We start from the raw sequence: 20,128 nt of genomic DNA, 5'->3' as shown, positions 1-20,128 counted from the left end.
AAATGCGGCGAACTCAGATTCGCTATTCCGGTTTGGAACTGTTCAAATAGTGCAAGACATGCTGATATATCAGAACAGCAAGGCGTGATACGACGCGCCGTTTTTTGGAGTGCGCGTATGTCCATCATGATGCCTGAAGCCGATCAGGCAGTGCTCGCCCGCCGTGACGAGATCGTCGCGGCCCTGCAAAAGATCGTGCCGGGTGAAGGCGTGATTTCGAGCGCACGGGAAATGCAGCCTTATGAGTCCGATGCGCTGACGGCCTATCGCCAGCCGCCGATGGTCGTGGTGCTGCCAGATACCACCGAGCAGGTCTCGCAGGTCCTGAAATACTGCCATGACAACGGCATCAAGGTCGTGCCGCGCGGTTCGGGGACGTCGCTGTCCGGCGGCTCGCTGCCGCTGGCGGACGGCGTGCTGCTCGGGCTCGGCAAGTTCAAGCGGGTGCGCGAGATCGATTTCGAGAACCGCGTGGCGGTGGTCGAGCCGGGCGTGACCAATCTCGCCATCAGCCAGGCTGTCGCGCACGAGGGATTTTACTATGCGCCCGACCCGTCGTCGCAGATCGCCTGCTCGATCGGCGGCAACATCGCGGAAAATTCCGGCGGCGTTCACAGCCTGAAATACGGCATGACCACCAACAACGTGCTGGGCTGCGAATTCGTCCTGATCACCGGCGAAATCCTGCGGATTGGCGGCAAGGCGCCGGAAACCGACGGCTACGACGTGATGGGAGTTATCACGGGCTCTGAAGGCCTGCTCGGCGTCGTCACCGAAGTCACGGTGCGCATCCTGCAAAAGCCGGAGACCGCGCGGGCGCTGATGGTCGGCTTCGCGGAGATCGAGGCCGCCGGGCAATGTGTCGCCAACATCATCGGCGCGGGAATCATACCGGGCGGCATGGAAATGATGGACAAGAACGCCATCGTCGCCGCGGAAGCCTTCGTGCACGCGGGCTATCCCCTCGATGTCGAGGCGCTCCTGATCATCGAACTCGACGGGCCGAAAGCTGAGGTGGATGAACTGATCGAGCGTGTGGAGAAGATCGCGCGCGGATGCGGGTCGACCACCCTGCAGATATCGAATTCCGAGCAGGAACGGCTGCTGTTCTGGTCCGGGCGCAAGGCGGCGTTTCCGGCGGTCGGGCGGTTGTCGCCGGATTATCTGTGCATGGACGGCACCATTCCGCGCGGCAAGCTGCCGGAAGCACTGGCCGGGATTCGCGACCTGTCCGAAAAATACGGACTGCGCGTTGCCAACGTGTTCCATGCCGGCGACGGCAACCTGCATCCGCTCATTCTCTACGATGCCAATATCGCCGAGGAGATGGACAAGGCGGAAGCCTTCGGCGCCGACATCCTGCGGCTTTGCGTCAAGCTCGGCGGCGTGCTGACTGGCGAGCACGGTGTCGGTGTCGAGAAGCGCGACCTGATGCCCGAGATGTTCAGCGATATCGATCTGGCGCAGCAGCAGCGGCTGAAATGTGCGTTCGATACCCAGGGGCTGCTCAACCCCGGCAAGGTGTTTCCGACCCTGCACCGCTGCGCCGAACTCGGGCGTGTTCACGTCCATGGCGGAAAGCTCGCCTTCCCCGATATTCCGCGATTTTAAACCGATGACCCAGGATCGAGAGAACCGCTCGCCGGGTCAGCTTCGCATGCAAACGAGACAGGACAGGGCGTGGATACGTTGAAGGTACGCGATGCCGGTGATGTGGAGCAGGCGGTGCGCGATGCGCTCGCCGCCGAACAGCCGCTTGAGATCGTCGGGCACGGCAGCAAGCGTGCCATTGGACTGCCGATGGCCACCAATGCGGTGCTCGATCTGTCCGCACTGAATGCGGTGACGTCATACGAGCCGAATGAGCTGATCGTCACCGTGCAGGCCGGGGCACCGATGGCCGATCTGCTGTCGCTGATCGATTCCAAGAACCAGCAATTCGCATTCGACCCGATGGATACCTCGGTGCTGCTGGGTACGCCGCGCGGGGCAGGGACGGTCAGCGGCATGATCGCGGCCGGACTTGCGGGCCCCCGCCGCATCAAGGCCGGCGGCGTGCGCGACCATCTGCTCGGCGCAAACGCGGTCTCGGGCTTCGGGGATTCGTTCAAGACCGGCGGCAAGGTGGTGAAGAACGTCACCGGCTATGATCTCTGCAAGCTGCTCGCGGGATCGTGGGGCACCCTCTCGGTGATGACCGAGGTGACGCTCAAGGTGATGCCGAAAGCAGAAACCGAGCGGACGCTGGTGCTGCGCGGCCTCGACGACGCCGTAGCGAACCGGGCCATGACCGCAGCGCTCGGATCGCCCTATGACGTGTCCGGTGTGGCGCACCTTCCGTTGTCTGTCTTCCGGGATACGGGAGGCGGGCTCGCCGGTCTTGGATCATCACAGCAGGCGGTGACGCTGATCCGTCTCGAAGGCATCGGGGCGTCAGTGCCTCATCGCGCGGGCTCGGTGAGCAAGGCGCTCGCGTCGTTCGGGACCGCCGAGATGATCGAGGACGACGCTTCCGCGGCGGTCTGGGCATCGCTCCGCGACGTCGCGCCTTTCGCGGCATCGGGATCGCTGGGCGCGTGGCCGGTCTGGCGCATCGTCTGTCCGCCGGCTTCCGGCGGCGCATTCGGCCAGGCGCTGGCGCGCGAGACCGGCGGCGACGTGATCTACGACTGGGGCGGAGGGCTGATCTGGGCGGCGCTGCCGCCTGTGGCCGATGCCCACGCGGCGCTGCTTCGGCAGCGGCTGAAGCCGGTCGGCGGCCACGCCACGCTCATTCGCGCCACCGACGAGGTCCGCAATACGGTCGACGTCTTTCATCCGCAGGACGCCGGCGTCGCTGCGCTCGGCCGCCGCGTCAAGACGAGCTTCGATCCGAAAAACATTCTCAATCGCGGCCGGATGGTGCGCACATGATCCGGAACGGCAACCCATGAAGACCGAATTTTCCCTCGCCCAACTCGCCGATCCCGACATCCGGGAAGCAGACAAGATCCTGCGTGCCTGCGTCCATTGCGGATTCTGCACCGCGACCTGTCCGACCTACGTCCTGCTGGGCGACGAACTCGATAGCCCGCGCGGCCGGATCTACCTGATCAAGGACATGCTGGAGAACGACCGCAAGCCGACGCAGGAGGTGGTCAAGCACATCGATCGCTGCCTGTCGTGCCTCGCCTGCATGACCACCTGCCCCTCGGGGGTGAACTACATGCACCTCGTCGATCAGGCGCGGGTCAAGGTCGAGGAAGAGTATGCGCGGCCGCTGCCGGAGCGGTTTCTGCGCGGCGTCCTCGCTTATGTTCTTCCTCGCCCCGGCCTGTTCCGGGTCAGCATGATTGCGGCGCGCATCGCACGGCCGTTCGCAGCCTTGCTGCCGGCCTCGCCCGCAGGCCGGACCACGCCGACGTTCTTCGGCCGTCTTCGCGCCATGCTCGCGCTTGCACCGGCACGCCTGCCTGCGGCCGGGCCATCCGGTGGCACGGTCTTCCCCGCCGAGGGTCAAAGGCGCGGCCGCGTTGCGCTGCTGCAGGGCTGTGCCCAGCAGGTTCTGTCTCCCGGCATCAACCAGGCGGCGATCCGGATGCTGACCCGCCAGGGCATCGAGGTGGTGCTGGTGGCCGATGAGCAGTGCTGCGGCTCTCTCACTCATCACATGGGCCACGATGGCGATGCGCTGAAACGCGCACGCGCGAACATCGAGGTGTGGACAAATGAGATCGACAGGAACGGTCTCGACGCCATCCTCGTGACCACGTCGGGATGCGGCACGACCATCAAGGACTATGGCTACATGCTGCGAGAAGACCGCGTGTTTGCAGCAAAAGCCGCACGTATTTCAGCCCTTGCGAAGGACATCACCGAGTACCTTGCAGGTCTCGACATCGCGTGGCCGCAAGGCAAAAACGATCTCGTCGTCGCGTATCACTCCGCATGTTCGTTGCAGCACGGACAGAAAATCACACAGCTTCCGAAAGAATTGCTTTCCAAGAGCGGATTCGTGGTGAAAGATGTGCCGGAGAGTCATCTGTGTTGCGGTTCGGCGGGAACGTACAACATCCTCCAGCCCGACATTGCGAAGCGACTACGCGAACGAAAGATCGCCAACATCGCATCGACGAAGCCGGACGTTGTCTCTGCCGGCAACATCGGCTGCATGGTGCAGATCGGCTCTGTGGAAAGTACCGATGGAACGTCAGTCCCTGTGGTGCATACGATTGAGCTGCTCGACTGGGCGACAGGCGGTCCTCGACCGGATTTATTGACGAGATCAATGAAGGGCCCCCGCGTTGGGAGTGCCTGAACGCCGGCTGAGATGCGGCCGGCGGAAACAGGAGGACCACAATGGCTAAAGCTAAGAAGAAGAAATCGAAGGCTAAAAAAGCAAAGAAGCTGATGGCGGCCAAGAAGACCGCCAAGAAGGCTGCAAAGAAATCGGCAAAGAAGTCCGCGAAGAAGGCCGTGAAGAAGTCCGCCAAGAGGGCGGCCAAAAAATCCGCAAAGAAATCCGCCAAGAAGTCGGCGAAAAAATCCTCTGCCAAAAAGGCCGCTGCGCCGAAGAAGGCCGCTCCTAAGAAGGCTGCGAAGAAGCGCGCTCCGAAGCCCGCTGCTGCTCCGGCCGCCGAGCCGGCTCCGGCGTCCGAATCGAGCTGGTCCAGCCCGGCTCCGGCGTCGACCCCCAGCTGGTCATCGGGCTTCGGCTCCGGCAGCGACGACAGCAACAACTGAGATCAGGGCCTGCTTCGGCGGGTTTGCTGGTGCCTTTCGGAAAAGCCGCAGCGGTTTCGCTGCGGCTTTATTCGTGCGCTCAGGGGCGCGAATCGGAGCCGGGTCCAGAAGGGCCCTGTGGGGATATCGAGGGAGAACCGGGCGGAAATGCCGGGAACTCTCGGCTGGATGGGCAAATTCGGGCTGAAATTTGTTGTCGGAATGCAACACTGCGGCAGAACATCATCCTGAAGCCCTGAAACGCCTAAAAAGTCGGCAGTTGCTTGGGTTTTTTGCTTCACGCAAAAGGCATTGCCCATCACATTGATGACACGAAACGAATTCGCGCAGTCGATTAACGCTTGTCTCTCGGACCTTCGGCAATCGGACTGAATTGTAAACGATGATGGGGATCGTCATGAAGAAAGTAAGTTTGTCGATCGCAGCAGTTACGGTCGCTGCGATGGGTCTGGGTTCGGCGTCGGCTGCCGATCTGGGCAAGGTCTACAAGAAGGCGCCGCCGGTTGAGGTCGTGTCGCCCTGGGACGTCGCCTTCGGCGCGTCGATCATGAGCAACTACGTGTTCCGCGGTATCACCCAGTCGAACAAGAACGCTTCGGTCGCCGCCTACTTCGAGCCGCGCTACAACATCAACCCGAACCTGCAGCTCTACGCCGGTGTCGCCGGTGAGAGCATTTCCTTCACCAATCGCGCCGCTGCTGAAATCGACGTCTACGCCGGTATCCGCCCGACCTTCGGCGCTTTCGCGTTCGACTTCGGTGTCTGGGGCTACCTCTATCCAGGCGGACAGTGCTTCGATAACGGCGGCGCTCCTGGAACGACTGTTTGTCCAGACGCAAACGCTAATCTCGCGGGCCCGGCCTTCAACGTGATGAAGAAGGACGTCAGCTTCTACGAAGTCTACGGCAAGGTGAACTACACCTTTAACGACTACTTCGCGATGGGCGGCAACGTGTTCTACTCGCCGAACTTCCTGAACACCGGTGCTGACGGCACCTACGCCTCGATCACCGCCAAGCTCACCGCGCCGAGCACCCTGTTCGGCACCTCGGGCATCGGCGCCTATGTGTCGGGTGAATTCGGCCGCCAGTGGCTCGGAACGTCTGACGCCTTCTACGGAACCACCTTCGCGGCTCCCGGCTTCGCTGGTCCGTTCCCGAACGGCATCAAGTACGACGACTACAACACCTGGAACGTCGGCGTGGGCTTCACCTACAAGGTGTTCACCCTCGACCTCCGCTACTCGGGCACCGACCTGTCGAAGGCTGGCTGTAACGCTTTCACCAGCGACTACACCGCCCAGCAGACCGGTTCGTTCAGCGCGATCAACCCGGGTGGTTTCGGCTCCAAGTGGTGCGGCGATCAGTTCATCGCCAAGCTCTCGGCTGACGTGACCCTTGGCGCCCTGAAGTAATTGGCGCTCTGAAGTAATCTCCTTCATCTGAAGGATCTAAGGGCGGCAGAGAAATCTGCCGCCCTTTTCTTTTTGTTCAGTGATGAGCAGGTGGGTCGTGAGCAGGAGTTGGCGAGACAGATCGTCCGGATTTCTCGATGAAGCGGGACAGCGCAGACTGAGGGCTGGAGTTATCGCGGGCCTCGGCTCCGCGCTGGCGATCGGCGTCATGGAATTCCTGGCGGCCAGGCTGAGTTATCCGCTGGCCGTCATTCCGTTCGCGACATCGATCGTGCTTGTGATCGGTTCACCGGATGCTGTGCCGGCGCAGCCCCGCGCATTGATCGGAGGTCATCTGGTGGCGACCCTGGTCGGGCTGATGGTGGTGCATGCGACGGGGCCCCAGCCATGGGCGGCAGCCCTTGCGGTCGGTCTCGCGGTCCTGGCGATGTTCCTCACCGGCACGTTTCATCCGCCGGCCGGGATCAATCCGCTGCTTGTGGTGTCGCTCAATTTGCCGTGGACATTCATCGTTGCCCCGGTTCTCGCCGGAGCATTGCTGCTCGCGGCGTTCGCATGCGTCTGGCATCGCTGGGTCCGGCGCCAGCAGTGGCCGGAGCATTGGTTCTAAACAGTCGCGACCCGCTCGCCTTCGCCGAGCGTGAACTGCTCCCCGGAACGGACCAGTGACACTTCGCGCTGGTGGAAAGCCTCGAGGGTCTTGCGATGCCCGATCGATATGATCGTGGTTTGCGGCAGCTTTTCCACGATCAGCCGATAGAGCTGTTCTTCGGACGGCTCATCCAGCGACGCCGTGGCTTCATCGAGGAACAGATATTGCGGCGTGTGCAAAAGCGCGCGTGCGATGCCGAGCCGCTGCTGTTCGCCGAGCGACAGCGTCCTGTTCCAGTGTCCTTCCTCGTCAAGCCGCGTGGCGAGATCAGGAAGCCCGACGAGTTTCAGAACATCGGCCAGTTGTGCCGTGCTGTAGGTATTATCCCGGGAGGGATAGGTGATCGCCGACGCCAGCGAGCCGACCGGGAAATAAGGCCGCTGCGGCAGCATCATCAGTGACGCGCCCTTCGGGATCGAGATCGCGCCCTTGCCGAACGGCCAGATCCCCGCGATGGCGCGGAACAGCGTCGATTTTCCCGAGCCGGAGGGGCCGGTGACCAGCGTGCGCTCACCGCTTGTCAGCCTGAAGCCGGAGGCCTGCACCAGCGGCTTGCCGTTCGGCAAAGTGAGCAGCAGGTGGTCGAGGGCAATGACGTCCGCGCCCTGTGCTGCGACAGGCTGAATCGAGTTGGGGCTCACCGCGAGCGCCTTCGCTGCGTCGATCCCGGCCTCGAAGCCATTGAGACGGGCGACCACGGCCTGCCACTCAGCCAGCGAACGATAGGTCGAAATGAAGAACGACAACGCGCCCTGCACACTGCCGAAGGCGGATGCGGTCTGCATCATGCCGCCGAGCTGCATCTTGCCCGCAAAGTATGCCGGCGCGACCAGGATGTAAGGAAAGATCACCGAGGCCTGAGAATAGCTCGCGGTGAATGCCGTCACCTTCTTGGTGCGGCTCATGATCCCGAGCCAGTTCTCGACCACCGCACCGAACCGCGTCAGCAGGCGCTGGCGTTCGGCGGCATCGCCATCGAGCAGGGCGATCTGTTCGGAATTCTCGCGGACGCGCACGAGGTTGAAGCGGAAATCCGCCTCGTATTTCTGCTGCCTGAAATCCAGTCCGACCAGCGGCCAGCCGATCAGGTGGGTCAGCCACGTGCCGAGGGCAGCGTAGATCAGTGCGCCCCAGACCATGTAGCCCGGAATGTCGATGTCCCTGCCGAACAGGTGCAGCGGCGCTGCGCTCGACAAGGTCCAGAGGATCACCACGAACGACGCCAGCGTGACGACCGAGTTCAACAGCCCGATGCCGATGTTCAAAGTGCGGTCGACGAACAGCTTGACGTCATCGGTAAGGCGCTGGTCGGGGTTGTCGGCGGCGTCGCCCTGGAGCTGCATTCGGTAATGGTTGGCGTCGCTGAGCCATTCGCCCAGGTAGCGTTCGGTCATCCATTTGCGCCAGCGGATCTGCAGCCACTGATTGAGGTAGAGCTGGTACACCGCGATGATGATGAAGATCGTGACGATCACCGTGAAGTAGATGATCTCGGAGACGAAGCTGTCCCAGTTGCGCTCCTGGAGCGCGTTGTAGAAACGGTTGTTCCACGAGTTCAGCAGGACGTTGATGCCGACGGTCGCGAGTTCGATCACGATCACCGCGGTCAGCAGGGCAATGCCCGCCCATTTGTCGTCGGAGCGGAAGTAGGGTGCTGCAATCCGCCACACCGTCTTGAGGGTCGAGCCGATCCCATTCACAGATTTTTTCTCCTGAGGTGGGCGGCAAGGCCCTGAAAAGTATTGGGAATTTTCAAGCACTAGACGAAAGTCGCAAAATCCCCTTCCTGCGACATCTTGTCCATTGTGCGGCAATCACTCTAGCATGCCGCGGACGGCGAAAGGGCTGGGGAGCCCGTTTCATTTGGCATTGTGAGCGTTTTGGGGCCTCGGCCCGCGCTCACGGTTTTCATCACATGGTTGTGCTCTCCGGCATGCAGACGCGTTGACCAACCACGCTCTGGTCAGGCGTCGCCAACAATAACGTGGGGAGGAAACTGTAATGTGGAATCAAATCTATAATCCGCTGGGGAATGCCGCGCTGTCGACGATCGCGGCCGCGATCCCCGTTGTCACGCTTCTGGTGCTGATCGCCAGCGGCAAGGTCAAGGCGCATATCGCTGCGATCATCGCGCTGATCGTCGCCAACATCATCACGATTGTCATTTTCACCATGCCGGCCGGGATGTCGATCCGTGCGTCATTGCTCGGCGTCGTCGTCGGATTCTTCCCGATCGGCTGGATCGTACTCAACGTCATCTTCCTCTACCGGATCACGGTCGAGACCGGTCGTTTCGAACTGTTGCAGCGGGCAATTGGCGGCGTCACCACCGACCGGCGCATTCAGTTGCTGCTGATCGCTTTCTCGTTCGGCGCCTTCTTTGAAGGCGCATCCGGCTTCGGCACACCGGTGGCGATCACCGGCGCGGTCCTGATCGGGCTCGGCTTCTCGCCGCTGGCCGCTTCGGGTCTGTCCCTGATCGCCAACACCGCGCCGGTCGCTTACGGCGCGCTCGGCACACCGATCCAGGGCCTCGCGTCGGTGACTGGCTTCGATCCCTATGTCCTCGGTGCGATGGTCGGACGGCAGTTGCCGTTCTTCTCGCTGCTGGTGCCGTTCTGGGTGATCTGGGCCTTCGCCGGATGGCGCGGCATGATGCAGGTGTGGCCGGCCATTCTGGTCACCGCGGTCTCGTTCGCGATCCCGCAGTTCGTGATCTCGAACTACATCAATCCATGGATCGTCGATATCGGCGCGTCACTGATCTCGATGGGCGCTCTCATCCTGTTCCTGAAGGTCTGGCAGCCGAAGGTGCTGTGGACGTCGCCGGCACTTCGCGGCAACGACGATTCGGCCGCGACCATGGCGCCGACCAAGCCGCTGGATACCACGCCGCTGACGCAGTCCCAGCTCTGGAGTGCGATGCTGCCGTGGATCATCGTCTGCATCGTGATGCTGATCTGGGGCAACGGGGCGTTCAAAACCTGGGCGAACTCGATCTTCACCTGGAACTATCCCGTTCCCGATCTGCACAACATGATCAACAAGGTGCCGCCGGTGGCCGCGAAGCCGACGCCGGAAGGTGCCGTGTTCTCGTTCACCTATCTGTCGTTCACCGGAACGGGCATGCTGATTGCGGCGATCATCTCCGGCATCCTGATGGGCTTCTCACCCGCCAAGCTGATCGGCGAATATGGCCGTACCATCAAGGTCTGCGCGATCTCGCTGATCACGATCTCGGCGATGCTGGCGATCGGCACGTTGACGCGCCTGTCTGGCGTTGATGCGACGCTCGGTCTGGCTTTCGCTGCGACCGGCGTGCTGTATCCGTTCTTCGGTACATTGCTGGGCTGGCTGGGTGTGGCACTGACCGGTTCCGACACCGCCTCGAACGTGCTGTTCGGCAACCTGCAGAAGATCACATCGGAACAGCTCGGCCTGTCGCCGATCCTGATGGCTGCGGCGAACTCGTCCGGCGGCGTGATGGGCAAGATGATCGACGCCCAGTCCATCGTGGTGGCTTCCACCGCGACCAACTGGTACGGCCACGAAGGATCGATCCTGCGTTACGTGTTCTGGCACTCGATCGTGCTGGCGTGTCTCGTTGGTGTCCTTGTGACCTTGCAGGCCTACGTCTATCCGTTCACGGAGATGGTATTGAAGTAAACCATCGCTGCCGTAACGCGCGAAAGCATCCCCGCGGCGCAAGCCGCGGGGATTTTTTTTGGCCTTTCCGTCCGCGTTCTGCGCGTCAATTTGAGCAGCGCGCACACTGGAAAAAGCAGTCCTGAACGTCTAGAACCGCGCGCGGTTTGAAACTCGTGAGGTCATCCATGACGGTTCTGCGACACGCTCTCGCCGGTCTTGCTTTTGCCATCGGCGTCATCGGTCAGGCTCATGCGGCGAGCGAGTTTCCGTTCGGAGCGGAAATGACTCTCGAGGCGCGTCCGCAGCCGGGATCGAAGAAAATTCCGACGCTTGAGATTGGCGACAACGGCGAGGCGCAGCTCGATCTGTGGTGCAAATCCGGCAAGGGGCAGTTCTCGGTGGCGAACGACACCGTCATCTTCGTGCCGGGGACGATGGAAGACCGCGGCTGCACGCCGGAGCGTGCGCAGCTTGATGACGCGTTGCTGAATGCGCTGGGTGCCGCCGCCACATGGAAACGGCAGGGCGATTTCGTCTCGTTCATCGGAGCCGCGACACTGCGATTCCGCATCAGCACGAACTGAGCGCGCTCTAGCGCTCGCGCAGGATCATGTCGGCGCAGGCGCCGGCCGACTGGATCACGCCGGTATAACCGCCAAACCCAGCATAGGCCGAGGCCAGATACAGTCCCGGCACTGGCGTGGCGGGTGTTTGCCGCAAGGCGCTGGACAGCGAGCGCGGCGTCACCGGGGCGAATCCATAAACAGCGCCCTGCGGCGCGCCGAGATACTGCTGCACCGACAGTGCAGTGTTGAACGTCGACGCGATGGTGGCTTGCGTCAGTCCGGGATAGTGCTCCTCCAGATAGGCCACGATCGCATCCTGCCAGCGCGCGCGCTTGGCGCGGTAGCTGTCCTGATCGCCGCCGGTCCAGTTCGACAGCCGGTCGGGGCCGACGATGGACAGAACGTAGGGCGGCGCTGGCACGCCTGACTCGATCGCGGCGTAGTCGACGATGGCGAGCGGCGGCATCCGCTCAAGAGGCTCGTCAGCCATCAGCGCGGTCGCCTGCGCATAATCGTTCAGGCTGGTCATCCAGCCGGGCAGCAACTGGGTCGAATAGCTGCTGACACCGACCTCGCGCGGCGGCTTTGACAGGCCGAGCGTGAGCATGAACAGCGAGATCGAGCGCTGGCGATCGCCATAGGCTGCGGTGAGCTTCGCGCCACTGGCTTGGGGCAGCAATTCGGCCAGCGTTTCGGGCGCAGCGTTGCCGACGACACGTGTGGTCTCCACGGTCTGCGGATCGCTGCCGTCCCTGGCTGTGTGGGTGACGCTCACGATACGGCCATCGGGATCGGCACCGATGCTGCTGGCGGTCCGCCGCAGGATCGCATCACTCCCCGCCGCCTTGATGGCGCGCGCCAGCGCGCTGGAGAGGCGCTGCGATCCACCCTGCACATAGCGCCCGCCGCTGAGCAGGTAGCTGCCCTGTGCGGCGGCGAAGAACAACCACCAGGTCGTGGCCGGATCGTCGTGGTAGTAGGACAGGTTGGCGGCGACCGCCGCCTTGACCGCTTCGTTGGCTCCGAAGACGCGGTCAAGTTTCTGCGACAGTGACAGATTCCAGTCCCGGATCGAGGGCAGCAGGTTTCGCAATGCGCCGAATGTCTGCGATGGGGATTTGAATGCGCCGGCACCGCGCGACAGCATGCTCGCTGCGGATGCGATCTGCTCCATTTCGCCGAGCAGGCGGTCGATGCCGCCCTGGGCCTCGGGAAACCGCTCGACCAGTGCACGCCGGGCGGCATCGAAATTGTCGGGCAGGGTCAGCGGCGCACCGACCGGTCCGCCGCGCGCCTCATAGAATGTACCTGATGGAATCCATGTCACGGCGTCGAGCACGCCTGCGCGCGTCAGTGGATCGTGCTTGGGGTCGCGCGGATCGTGCGGATCGCTGGTCTCGTGCAATGAGCCTTCGACAAACAGGTCGCCGACCTTGTAGCTGGAGGCAGCGCCGCCGACGGAATTGCTGCGCTCGATCACGAGCACCTTGCGGCCCGCGCGCGCAAGGATCGCGCCGGTGGTCAGGCCGCCGAGGCCTGCGCCAATGATGACGGCGTCGTAGCGCGCCATGCGCTATCGAATCCTGTGACCGACGGGACTGCGGGCTATTTCCATGATGCCTTGTCGGTGTCCCAGCGCTGGCCCTTCAGTTCGGCCGCGATGGCTTTGATCATTCCATCGTCGTCGTTGAATGTGCTTTCTTCCTCGCCGCCGGAATCCTCGGAGAACTGCAACTGAGGCGCTGCCGTCTCGTCGGTGGTTTTGCTGGAGGGAACGCCGAGCCAGACGATCAGACGATCCGAGCCGCCCGGCTTGTCCGGGCTGACCAGCGCGGTGATTTCCAGCGTCTCGGTCAGTTCCAGCGCGGGAGCCAGCTGGCTCGGACGCTTCAGCGTGAAGGTGAGTTCGCCGGTGGCCTCGTTCCATGTCGACGTCGCAGGTTTTGCGGACATGACTTTCGCGGCCAGGGCGGTGAGAGCCGCCGTGAATTTGTCGCGGTTCAGTTTGCCGCCCTCGCTCCAGTCGCCGGCGGGGAAACGGACCGCGCGCTCCATATCGTAAGTACCGGAAGTCCAGCCCGCAGCGACCACGCCGGGAACTGCCTTCAGGTTCGCGATCAGAGCCGGTGCACGGGCGGGATCGACGAACAGGCGCAACACCTGATGGCCCGAGCGCAGCGCGTTGCAGTCGGTGGCGATGCTGTCGAGTGCGATCTGGACGTTCTGGCCTTTCAGACTCTTGACGAGCGGCGCGAAATTTTCACGCTTCACCCGGACGGCCACCGATTGCGGCGAGACCTGCGTGAAGTCCTTCGGCGTCTCGCTGAGATCGTCGTCGACCACCTGCGACTGCTGGAATTCCTTTTCGTCGACATCGGCGTTGTCCGGTGACGATACCGAGGTGAGATGGCTGCCCACCGTGATCTTGCCGTCGAACGAAACGGATTTGCTGCCCTTGCGGGTCAGGCTGACGGTGACCGGGGTTTTGCTTTCGATGCTCTGTCCGCTGCCGGAGAGCTTCTCGCCTTCCACCTTCAGGTCGATGACAAAGCGGTCCTTCCGGTCCGAGGCCGTGGAGACGGAGTAGCAAACGTCGAGTGTCGATGCGACGAGCTTGCCGCCCTGACGCGTCTCCTTGATGAACGCATCGACCGGCAGGTCGCCAAGCAGATCACCGAGTGCATTGAAATAGCGGACCTCGCTCGCGGCCGGCGCGGCTTTCGCATCCTTGGCGGTCTGAGCCTGGGCTGCCGGCCATGGTCCTGCTCCCACCAGGGCGAGGGTGCAGCCAATCATCAATGCGCGCATGAGTTTCGATCCTGAATCGGGATGGCGAGTGTGGAGACGGCGGACAATCTCAAAACCCGGACGGATTGTCGCGGTGATTCTTGAATATGAGCCAATAAAAAAGGCCGCCCGCAGGCGGCCTTTGATGATGTCGTCGAGGCGTACGGCCCGGCTTAGAAGCCCATGCCGCCCATTCCGCCCATGCCACCCATTCCGCCGCCGCCCGGCATTGCCGGTGCTGCTTCCTTCGGCACGTCGGCGACCATCGCTTCGGTGGTGACGAGGAGACCGGCGACCGAGGCCGCGTCCTGCAGGGCGGTGCGAACCACCTTGGCCGGATCGATGATGCCCTTGGCGACCATGTCGACATACTCTTCGTTCTGCGCGTCGAAGCCGAAGGTCTCGGTCTTGTTGTCGAGGATCTTGCCGACAACGATGGAACCTTCGACCCCGGCGTTCTCGGCGATCTGGCGGATCGGAGCTTCCAGCGCCTTCAGCACGATGTTGATGCCGGCCTGCACGTCGGAGTTGTCATTGTTGATCCGGCCGACGGCCTTCTTGGCGCGCAGCAGCGCGGTGCCGCCGCCCGGAACGATACCTTCCTGAACGGCCGCGCGGGTTGCGTTGAGCGCGTCCTCGACGCGGTCCTTCTTTTCCTTCACTTCGATCTCGGTCGCGCCGCCGACTCGAATGATCGCGACGCCGCCGGCGAGCTTGGCCAGACGCTCCTGAAGCTTCTCGCGGTCGTAGTCCGAGGTGGTTTCCTCGACCTGCGCCTTGATCTGGTTCACGCGCGCCTCGATGTCGGCCTTCTTGCCGGCGCCGTTGACGATGGTGGTGTTTTCCTTGTCGATCACGACCTTCTTGGCGCGGCCGAGCATCTTCAGGGTCACGCTTTCGAGCTTCATGCCGAGATCGTCCGAGATCAGCTGGCCGCCGGTCAGGATCGCGATGTCTTCCAGCATCGCCTTGCGGCGATCGCCGAAGCCCGGCGCCTTGACGGCTGCGACCTTGAGGCCGCCGCGCAGACGGTTGACCACCAGTGTTGCGAGAGCTTCGCCTTCGATGTCTTCGGCGACGATCAGCAGCGGCTTGCCGGTCTGCACCACGGCTTCGAGCACGGGCAGCATGGCCTGGAGGCCGGACAGCTTCTTCTCGTGCAGCAGCACGTAAGCGTCTTCCAGTTCGGCGGTCATCTTCTCGGGGTTGGTCACGAAGTACGGCGAGAGATAGCCGCGGTCGAACTGCATGCCCTCGACGATGTCGACTTCGGTGTCGAGCGACTTGGCTTCTTCAACCGTGATGACGCCCTCGTTGCCGACCTTCTGCATCGCCTTGGCGATCATCGAGCCGATGGTGGAGTCGCCGTTGGCCGAAATGGTGCCGACCTGCGCGATCTCGGCGGAGGAGGCGACCGGCTTGGCGCGCTTCTCGATGTCCTTCACGACTGCAGTCACGGCGATGTCGATGCCGCGCTTCAGATCCATTGGGTTCATGCCGGCGGCAACCGACTTGGCGCCTTCACGGACGATCGCCTGGGCGAGCACGGTGGCGGTGGTGGTGCCGTCGCCTGCGGTGTCGTTGGTCTTGCTGGCGACTTCGCGCAGCATCTGCGCGCCCATGTTCTCGAACTTGTCCTCAAGCTCGATTTCCTTGGCGACGGTGACGCCGTCCTTGGTGATGCGCGGTGCGCCGAAGCTCTTGTCGATCACGACGTTGCGGCCCTTCGGGCCCAGCGTCACCTTGACGGCGTTGGCGAGGGTATCGACGCCGCGCAGCATGCGGTCGCGCGCGTCTCCGGAAAATTTTACGTCCTTGGCAGCCATGGGGATTCCTCCAAATTGAGATGTCGAATGATGTCATCACCGGGGTTGTCCGGGTGATCCCGGTCAATCAGGCGCGGTGCTCATCTTGTCGGGATGGCCGGGACATAGGCGTTTTCCAGAACGCCGTTCTTCGAACGGCTACGCCCGGCCATGACAGCGTGCAAACGTGCGTTACTTCAGCACGCCCATGATGTCGGACTCTTTCATGATGAGGAGTTCCTCACCGTCGAGCTTCACTTCGGTGCCGGACCACTTGCCGAACAGCACCGTATCGCCGGCCTTCAGATCGATCGGGATCAATTTGCCGGCTTCGTCGCGGCCACCGGGGCCGACGGCGACGACCTGACCCTGCGAAGGCTTTTCCTTGGCGCTGTCAGGAATGATGATGCCACCTTTGGTCTTCTCTTCGGCGTCGATACGCTTGACGACGACACGATCATGCAGCGGGCGAAAAGTTGTCTTGGCCATCGGATGTCCTTTGGGCGTTGGTTAGGTAAGATTTGACGTGCGGCGGGGCGCGGGCCGTGGATAATGGGCTCGGCTAACCCCTTGAGGGGACGAAGCCTTGCCCTTAGCAATCGCGCTCCAAGAGTGCTAATGACGGGGTCGGGAATATGGGTTGGTATCGATCCTGTCAAGCAAGGCTCTTAAGGCCTTGGTGAGGCCAATATAGGATGATCTGGAAACCATAAAGGGGAACGCTGCGTATTGACGGGGGTCAGCTCACGCAGTGTGACGGCGGGTCTGTCGGTCTGGCAGGCAGCCAAGTGTTCTTGCCGGGAGACACCATGACCACAGTGAGTGAGCGTACCAAAGGCTCCAGAATCGTTACGTTGACAGCCATTTCGTTATTGTCGGGCTTTCTCGGTGCCTGCGGTGGCGGTGGTTTCGGTGGGTTCAGCGGCTTCGGCGGCGGATCGCAGCCGACCGTGCAGGAACCGGGCGTCGCTCCCGATGTGCCGGCCACCATCCGGGCCGATGAAATTGTCGGCCGCTGGGGTCTCGCCTCGTTCCACAAGCCGGAAGATCGTGCCCGAACCGAAGCCGCGGCGCGGGGCCAGTGCAAGAATCCCTACGTGATCGGTCAAGGCGCCACCGGCGGTGTCATCATGCATCTGCCGGACGAAGCCACGCCGCAGGAATTGCGCCTGAAAGGCAGCCAGAGCGGCAAGAACTATATCGGTCCGGCCGGTCCGGTCGGCGGCGAGAAGGACCGCGAGATCGTCTCGTTCGACGGACGGGTGCTGATGACGCGTTTCATCGACAAGGATGCCTCCAGCCGTTATGGAACCATGGTGTATGTTCGCTGCGCACCGCGGGCCTGAGACAAGAGGCCTGACGCCGGCGGACGGATAATTCGCGACGTCAGGGAAGTGCAAGCGCAATGGCCGGGCCCAAGGTATTTAGCTCCGGGCCCAGCCGCGCCGTCATCGTTCTTTGCATCACACAGGTCCTGGGCTGGGGCGCGCTGTTCTACCCGCCCGGGCTGACGATGCCCCACATCGCGGCGGCCCATGGCTGGTCGCTGGCGCAGGCGCTTCTTGGATTTTCAATCGGGCTTGGCGTCTCGGGGCTGACCTCGCCTTTCAGTTGTCATCTGGTGGAGCGGCACGGCGGCCACTACGTGATGGCGGCTGGAGCGCTGATCGGCGCGCTCGGCCTCCTGATCCTGCCGCTCGCCGATCAATATTGGCTCTATCTCGCAGGCTGGGTGCTGCTTGGCATCGCGATGGCCTGCACCCTTTACGATCCTGCGTTCACCGCCCTGACGCGTATTTTCGGCGCGTCGTCGCGGCGAGCGATCACGCTGGTGACATTCGTCGGCGGTCTTGCCTCGACGTTTTCATGGCCGGCAACCCAGATGCTGATCGCCCATGGCGGCTGGCGCAGCGTTTATTTCGTATTCGCCGGCGTGATGGCCTTCATTGTCGCGCCGCTCTATGCGTTCGCGCTGCCGCGCAATGCCATCTATGCGCCGCCGCCGGTGGCGGAGGGCGCTGCCCCCGTCAAAACCGCGGCCATCATCCCATCGATCGGCATGCCGTTCCTTCTGGTCGCTGCGGGGTTCGCGGCCCATGCCATCATGCAATCGGGAACGCTTGCGCATTTGCTGACGATCCTGCAGCGGGGCGGTATCGATGCAGGCACCGCGGTGACGATCGGGGCGCTGTTCGGGCCTGCGCAAGTCCTGACGCGCATCGCGGACTTCATGTCAGGCGGCAGGCTGCATCCACTCTGGCTGGTGCGGATCGCGATGGCGCTGATGGCGTGTGCGTTCATTCTGCTTGTCGCGGCCGGGATTTCGCCTGTCGTTGCAACGGTGTTTGCGCTGATGTTCGGCGCCGCCAACGGCGTCGTGACCATCGCGCGCGGGGCGTTGCCGCTGACATTGTTCGGAGCGGTCGGTTATGGTCGCGTGGTGGGCCGGATCGCGCGCCCGGCGCAAATCTGTCAGGCGCTGTCGCCGTTCGCGCTGGCCTATGTGATCGATCGCTGGTCGGGGCAGGTGGCGCTGGAGCTGCTGATCGGCGTGGCGTTGCTCGCACTGGCGTGTTTCGTGCTGCTTCGGCGGCCATCCTGAACGAAAAAACCCGGAGGCAGGCCTCCGGGTTTCGAATCCGAGATATCGACCGCGTTAGTTGAACAGCGCGTCGATGTCGTCCTGCGAAACGTGGCCTTCTTCATCCGCGCTCTTCGGGCCGTTCAGCAGACGGGCATCGCCGACGCGGGTGTCGATGATGGCGGGCGCGTGCTGCTTGATGGCGTCGACGCCGCCCCAGATCTCCATCATGACGTTGATGTGATGCTCGATGAATTTCATCGTGTTCATCACCTTGCTGATACGCTGGCCGGTGAGGTCCTGGAAGTTGCACGCCTCGAAAATGCCGACGACGCGATCCTGGATTTCCTCGCTGAGCTGGATCTGCTGATCCGGCGACATTGTCTTGCCAAGCGCGCTTGCGGCCTGATCGATCGCCTCGGCGGCTTCAAGGATCTGCTGGGTGGCTTCCTCGGTGCCGCCGACGACGGCGCCCAGTTCGCCGGTGACCTTCGCCATTTCGTCGCCGCTGAAGCTCTTGCCGTGAAGCACGGCGATTTCCTGCTTGGTGCGGTTGATGGCATCGTGAATGAGATCGAGTTCGACCTTCAGCTTCTCGCACTGTTCGATCTGCGCGCGGTAGCTTCCGAGCAGTTGCTGGGCTTCGGTCAGTTCGTGAGTTGACGGATTTTCATCCTGCTCCGCGACCGGGCCGCGGTGATGCGATGCCATTTGCGCGCGAATGGCGCGCAGCTCGCTCATGATCTGATGATGATGCGGAATAATCTCGCTCTCATGGTGATCGATTATCGGCATGCTGCCGGACTGAATCGTTTCAATACGGAATCGTTTACGCTGAACGGCCATTGGTTTCCCCATCCCTGATGAGGCGTTTGTAACCCGGCGTAATTTAACGCGAGGTTTCGCATGGAACTGTTGCTTCAACGAAGTATCCGATGGCGCATACCAACGGTTAACCATGCGGGCGCGCGTTTATCGAAAATAAACGCTGTCGCGAAGAACACGCTGCCGGTGCTGACGTGGTGAATCCAAAAGCCGGTTTTGTTTACCAAACCGACGCGCTTTTAACCTTAAATGTTCGTGTTCAGGCGCGCCGTCCGCGCGTCAACGACGAAACAGTGCAGAGTACGTCGATGTTCAGAAAAACTTCCCTCGCGCTTGTCGCCGGCGCGGTGTGTTTCGGCGCCAGTCCAATGCAGGCTTTCGCATACGATGACGATATGCCTGTCCCCGAGCCGCGCGTGATTTACGCGCAGCCGACCTCAACGCCTCCGATGCCGATCCGCGTCGCCTATAACGAACGATCCAGTTCCAACATGGGCGGCGGATTGATCGAGTTTCTTTTCAGCGGCGGACAGTCGGGCGATCCGAACTATCAGGCGCCGCGCTACGAACAGCGCTATGAGCAGATGCCCTCGCGCGGCGGCTTGCCGCCGATGGACCCGCAATATCGTTATGAGATGCGGCAGGGCGACGTCGGCATCGAACCGGGCCGTCCAGGCATGGACCCGAAATTCGAAAAGCAGGTCGTCGCGTACGATGGCCGGCATGCGCCGGGAACGCTGGTGATCGATACGCCGAACAAGTTTCTCTATCTGGTGCAGGGCGGCGGCAAGGCGCTGCGCTATGGCATCGGTGTCGGCAAGCCCGGCTTCGAGTGGTCGGGCGTGAAGACGATCTCGGCAAAGAAGGAGTGGCCGGCATGGACGCCGCCGCCGGAAATGCTCAAGCGCCGTCCTGATCTGCCGCGCCACATGGAAGGCGGTCCGGAAAATCCGCTCGGCGCCCGCGCAATGTATCTCGGCTCGACGCTGTACCGCATTCACGGCTCGAACGAACCATGGACCATCGGCACCGCGGTGTCGTCGGGCTGCATCCGGATGCGCAATGAAGACGTGATCGACCTTTACGGCCGGGTGAATGTCGGCACCAAGGTCATCGTGATCTGAGCAA

The 20,128-nt window shown here is 62.5% G+C and carries 17 protein-coding genes; 11 read left to right on the top strand and 6 right to left on the bottom strand.

Annotation, left to right across the window (positions count from 1 at the left end):
* Positions 1–117 precede the first annotated feature (117 nt).
* From ACP7AL_RS02000 to ACP7AL_RS01975, 6 genes are all read left to right on the top strand, one after another.
* Entirely contained in the window at positions 118–1,611 is a 1,494-nt protein-coding gene (locus tag ACP7AL_RS02000; protein WP_006022251.1) for an FAD-linked oxidase C-terminal domain-containing protein, read from the top strand.
* A gap of 69 nt (positions 1,612–1,680) precedes the next feature.
* Entirely contained in the window at positions 1,681–2,913 is a 1,233-nt protein-coding gene (locus ACP7AL_RS01995; RefSeq protein ID WP_425988256.1) for an FAD-binding protein, read from the top strand.
* A gap of 16 nt (positions 2,914–2,929) precedes the next feature.
* On the top strand, positions 2,930–4,297 hold the full coding sequence (gene glcF, locus ACP7AL_RS01990; RefSeq protein ID WP_006022249.1) for a glycolate oxidase subunit GlcF: 1,368 nt from the start codon (positions 2,930–2,932) through the stop codon (positions 4,295–4,297).
* 41 nt (positions 4,298–4,338) lie between these two features.
* On the top strand, positions 4,339–4,722 hold the full coding sequence (locus ACP7AL_RS01985; RefSeq protein ID WP_425988254.1) for a histone: 384 nt from the start codon (positions 4,339–4,341) through the stop codon (positions 4,720–4,722).
* A gap of 397 nt (positions 4,723–5,119) precedes the next feature.
* The gene (locus ACP7AL_RS01980; protein ID WP_425988252.1) at positions 5,120–6,136 is read left to right on the top strand and encodes a TorF family putative porin; all 1,017 of its coding nucleotides are present in this window, start codon (positions 5,120–5,122) and stop codon (positions 6,134–6,136) included.
* A gap of 97 nt (positions 6,137–6,233) precedes the next feature.
* On the top strand, positions 6,234–6,746 hold the full coding sequence (locus ACP7AL_RS01975; protein WP_425988250.1) for an HPP family protein: 513 nt from the start codon (positions 6,234–6,236) through the stop codon (positions 6,744–6,746).
* On the opposite strand, the gene ACP7AL_RS01970 is transcribed toward ACP7AL_RS01975, so the two are convergent.
* Positions 6,743–8,488, bottom strand: coding sequence for an ABC transporter ATP-binding protein/permease (locus ACP7AL_RS01970; RefSeq protein ID WP_425988248.1), 1,746 nt, complete (start codon positions 8,486–8,488; stop codon positions 6,743–6,745). The genes ACP7AL_RS01975 and ACP7AL_RS01970 overlap by 4 nt on opposite strands.
* Positions 8,489–8,789: 301 nt before the next feature.
* Between ACP7AL_RS01970 and ACP7AL_RS01965 the strand changes: the two genes are divergently transcribed.
* Both ACP7AL_RS01965 and ACP7AL_RS01960 read left to right on the top strand, forming a co-directional pair.
* Positions 8,790–10,454 carry an L-lactate permease gene (locus ACP7AL_RS01965; protein ID WP_425988246.1) on the top strand — a complete coding sequence of 555 codons (1,665 nt, stop codon included), beginning with the start codon at positions 8,790–8,792 and terminating at the stop codon, positions 10,452–10,454.
* Positions 10,455–10,621: 167 nt separating this feature from the next.
* Positions 10,622–11,020 (top strand): META domain-containing protein, encoded by a 399-nt coding sequence (locus ACP7AL_RS01960; RefSeq protein ID WP_006022241.1) that lies wholly within the window; start codon positions 10,622–10,624, stop codon positions 11,018–11,020.
* A gap of 7 nt (positions 11,021–11,027) precedes the next feature.
* On the opposite strand, the gene ACP7AL_RS01955 is transcribed toward ACP7AL_RS01960, so the two are convergent.
* From ACP7AL_RS01955 to groES, 4 genes are all read right to left on the bottom strand, one after another.
* Positions 11,028–12,572 (bottom strand): phytoene desaturase family protein, encoded by a 1,545-nt coding sequence (locus ACP7AL_RS01955; protein WP_425988243.1) that lies wholly within the window; start codon positions 12,570–12,572, stop codon positions 11,028–11,030.
* A gap of 35 nt (positions 12,573–12,607) precedes the next feature.
* Entirely contained in the window at positions 12,608–13,810 is a 1,203-nt protein-coding gene (locus ACP7AL_RS01950) for a hypothetical protein (protein WP_425988240.1), read from the bottom strand.
* A 152-nt stretch (positions 13,811–13,962) separates the two neighbouring features.
* On the bottom strand, positions 13,963–15,615 hold the full coding sequence (gene groL, locus ACP7AL_RS01945; protein WP_024919853.1) for a chaperonin GroEL: 1,653 nt from the start codon (positions 15,613–15,615) through the stop codon (positions 13,963–13,965).
* A 171-nt stretch (positions 15,616–15,786) separates the two neighbouring features.
* Positions 15,787–16,083 carry a co-chaperone GroES gene (groES, locus tag ACP7AL_RS01940; RefSeq protein ID WP_006022237.1) on the bottom strand — a complete coding sequence of 99 codons (297 nt, stop codon included), beginning with the start codon at positions 16,081–16,083 and terminating at the stop codon, positions 15,787–15,789.
* A gap of 320 nt (positions 16,084–16,403) precedes the next feature.
* Between groES and ACP7AL_RS01935 the strand changes: the two genes are divergently transcribed.
* Positions 16,404–16,940, top strand: a complete 537-nt coding sequence (locus ACP7AL_RS01935) for a hypothetical protein (protein WP_425988237.1) — start codon at positions 16,404–16,406, stop codon at positions 16,938–16,940.
* A gap of 59 nt (positions 16,941–16,999) precedes the next feature.
* Complete coding sequence (locus tag ACP7AL_RS01930) at positions 17,000–18,196, top strand: MFS transporter (RefSeq protein WP_425988234.1); 1,197 nt, start codon at positions 17,000–17,002, stop codon at positions 18,194–18,196.
* Between the two features lie 54 nt (positions 18,197–18,250).
* On the opposite strand, the gene ACP7AL_RS01925 is transcribed toward ACP7AL_RS01930, so the two are convergent.
* Positions 18,251–19,021, bottom strand: coding sequence for a protein phosphatase CheZ (locus tag ACP7AL_RS01925; RefSeq protein ID WP_425988232.1), 771 nt, complete (start codon positions 19,019–19,021; stop codon positions 18,251–18,253).
* 287 nt (positions 19,022–19,308) lie between these two features.
* On the opposite strand from ACP7AL_RS01925, the gene ACP7AL_RS01920 reads away from it, so the two are divergent.
* On the top strand, positions 19,309–20,124 hold the full coding sequence (locus ACP7AL_RS01920) for a L,D-transpeptidase (RefSeq protein WP_425988229.1): 816 nt from the start codon (positions 19,309–19,311) through the stop codon (positions 20,122–20,124).
* Positions 20,125–20,128 lie beyond the last annotated feature (4 nt).

The organism is Afipia sp. DC4300-2b1 (genome assembly GCF_049895725.1).
GTDB classification, from domain to species: Bacteria; Pseudomonadota; Alphaproteobacteria; order Rhizobiales; family Xanthobacteraceae; genus Afipia; species Afipia broomeae.
The sequence above is the reverse complement of the archived record's forward strand: the minus strand, read 5'-3'. Positions and strand labels throughout refer to the sequence as shown.

What these genes read in the sequence shown, in the direction of transcription:
- ACP7AL_RS02000 (WP_006022251.1), top strand. Translation starts at nt 118, where the DNA reads ATGTCCATCATGATGCCTGAAGCCGATCAGGCAGTGCTCGCCCGCCGT.
- glcF (WP_006022249.1), top strand. Translation starts at nt 2,930, where the DNA reads ATGAAGACCGAATTTTCCCTCGCCCAACTCGCCGATCCCGACATCCGG.
- ACP7AL_RS01985 (WP_425988254.1), top strand. Translation starts at nt 4,339, where the DNA reads ATGGCTAAAGCTAAGAAGAAGAAATCGAAGGCTAAAAAAGCAAAGAAG.
- ACP7AL_RS01980 (WP_425988252.1), top strand. Translation starts at nt 5,120, where the DNA reads ATGAAGAAAGTAAGTTTGTCGATCGCAGCAGTTACGGTCGCTGCGATG.
- ACP7AL_RS01965 (WP_425988246.1), top strand. Translation starts at nt 8,790, where the DNA reads ATGTGGAATCAAATCTATAATCCGCTGGGGAATGCCGCGCTGTCGACG.
- ACP7AL_RS01960 (WP_006022241.1), top strand. Translation starts at nt 10,622, where the DNA reads ATGACGGTTCTGCGACACGCTCTCGCCGGTCTTGCTTTTGCCATCGGC.
- ACP7AL_RS01955 (WP_425988243.1), bottom strand. Translation starts at nt 12,572, where the DNA reads ATGGCGCGCTACGACGCCGTCATCATTGGCGCAGGCCTCGGCGGCCTG.
- ACP7AL_RS01950 (WP_425988240.1), bottom strand. Translation starts at nt 13,810, where the DNA reads ATGCGCGCATTGATGATTGGCTGCACCCTCGCCCTGGTGGGAGCAGGA.
- groL (WP_024919853.1), bottom strand. Translation starts at nt 15,615, where the DNA reads ATGGCTGCCAAGGACGTAAAATTTTCCGGAGACGCGCGCGACCGCATG.
- groES (WP_006022237.1), bottom strand. Translation starts at nt 16,083, where the DNA reads ATGGCCAAGACAACTTTTCGCCCGCTGCATGATCGTGTCGTCGTCAAG.
- ACP7AL_RS01935 (WP_425988237.1), top strand. Translation starts at nt 16,404, where the DNA reads ATGACCACAGTGAGTGAGCGTACCAAAGGCTCCAGAATCGTTACGTTG.
- ACP7AL_RS01930 (WP_425988234.1), top strand. Translation starts at nt 17,000, where the DNA reads ATGGCCGGGCCCAAGGTATTTAGCTCCGGGCCCAGCCGCGCCGTCATC.
- ACP7AL_RS01925 (WP_425988232.1), bottom strand. Translation starts at nt 19,021, where the DNA reads ATGGCCGTTCAGCGTAAACGATTCCGTATTGAAACGATTCAGTCCGGC.
- ACP7AL_RS01920 (WP_425988229.1), top strand. Translation starts at nt 19,309, where the DNA reads ATGTTCAGAAAAACTTCCCTCGCGCTTGTCGCCGGCGCGGTGTGTTTC.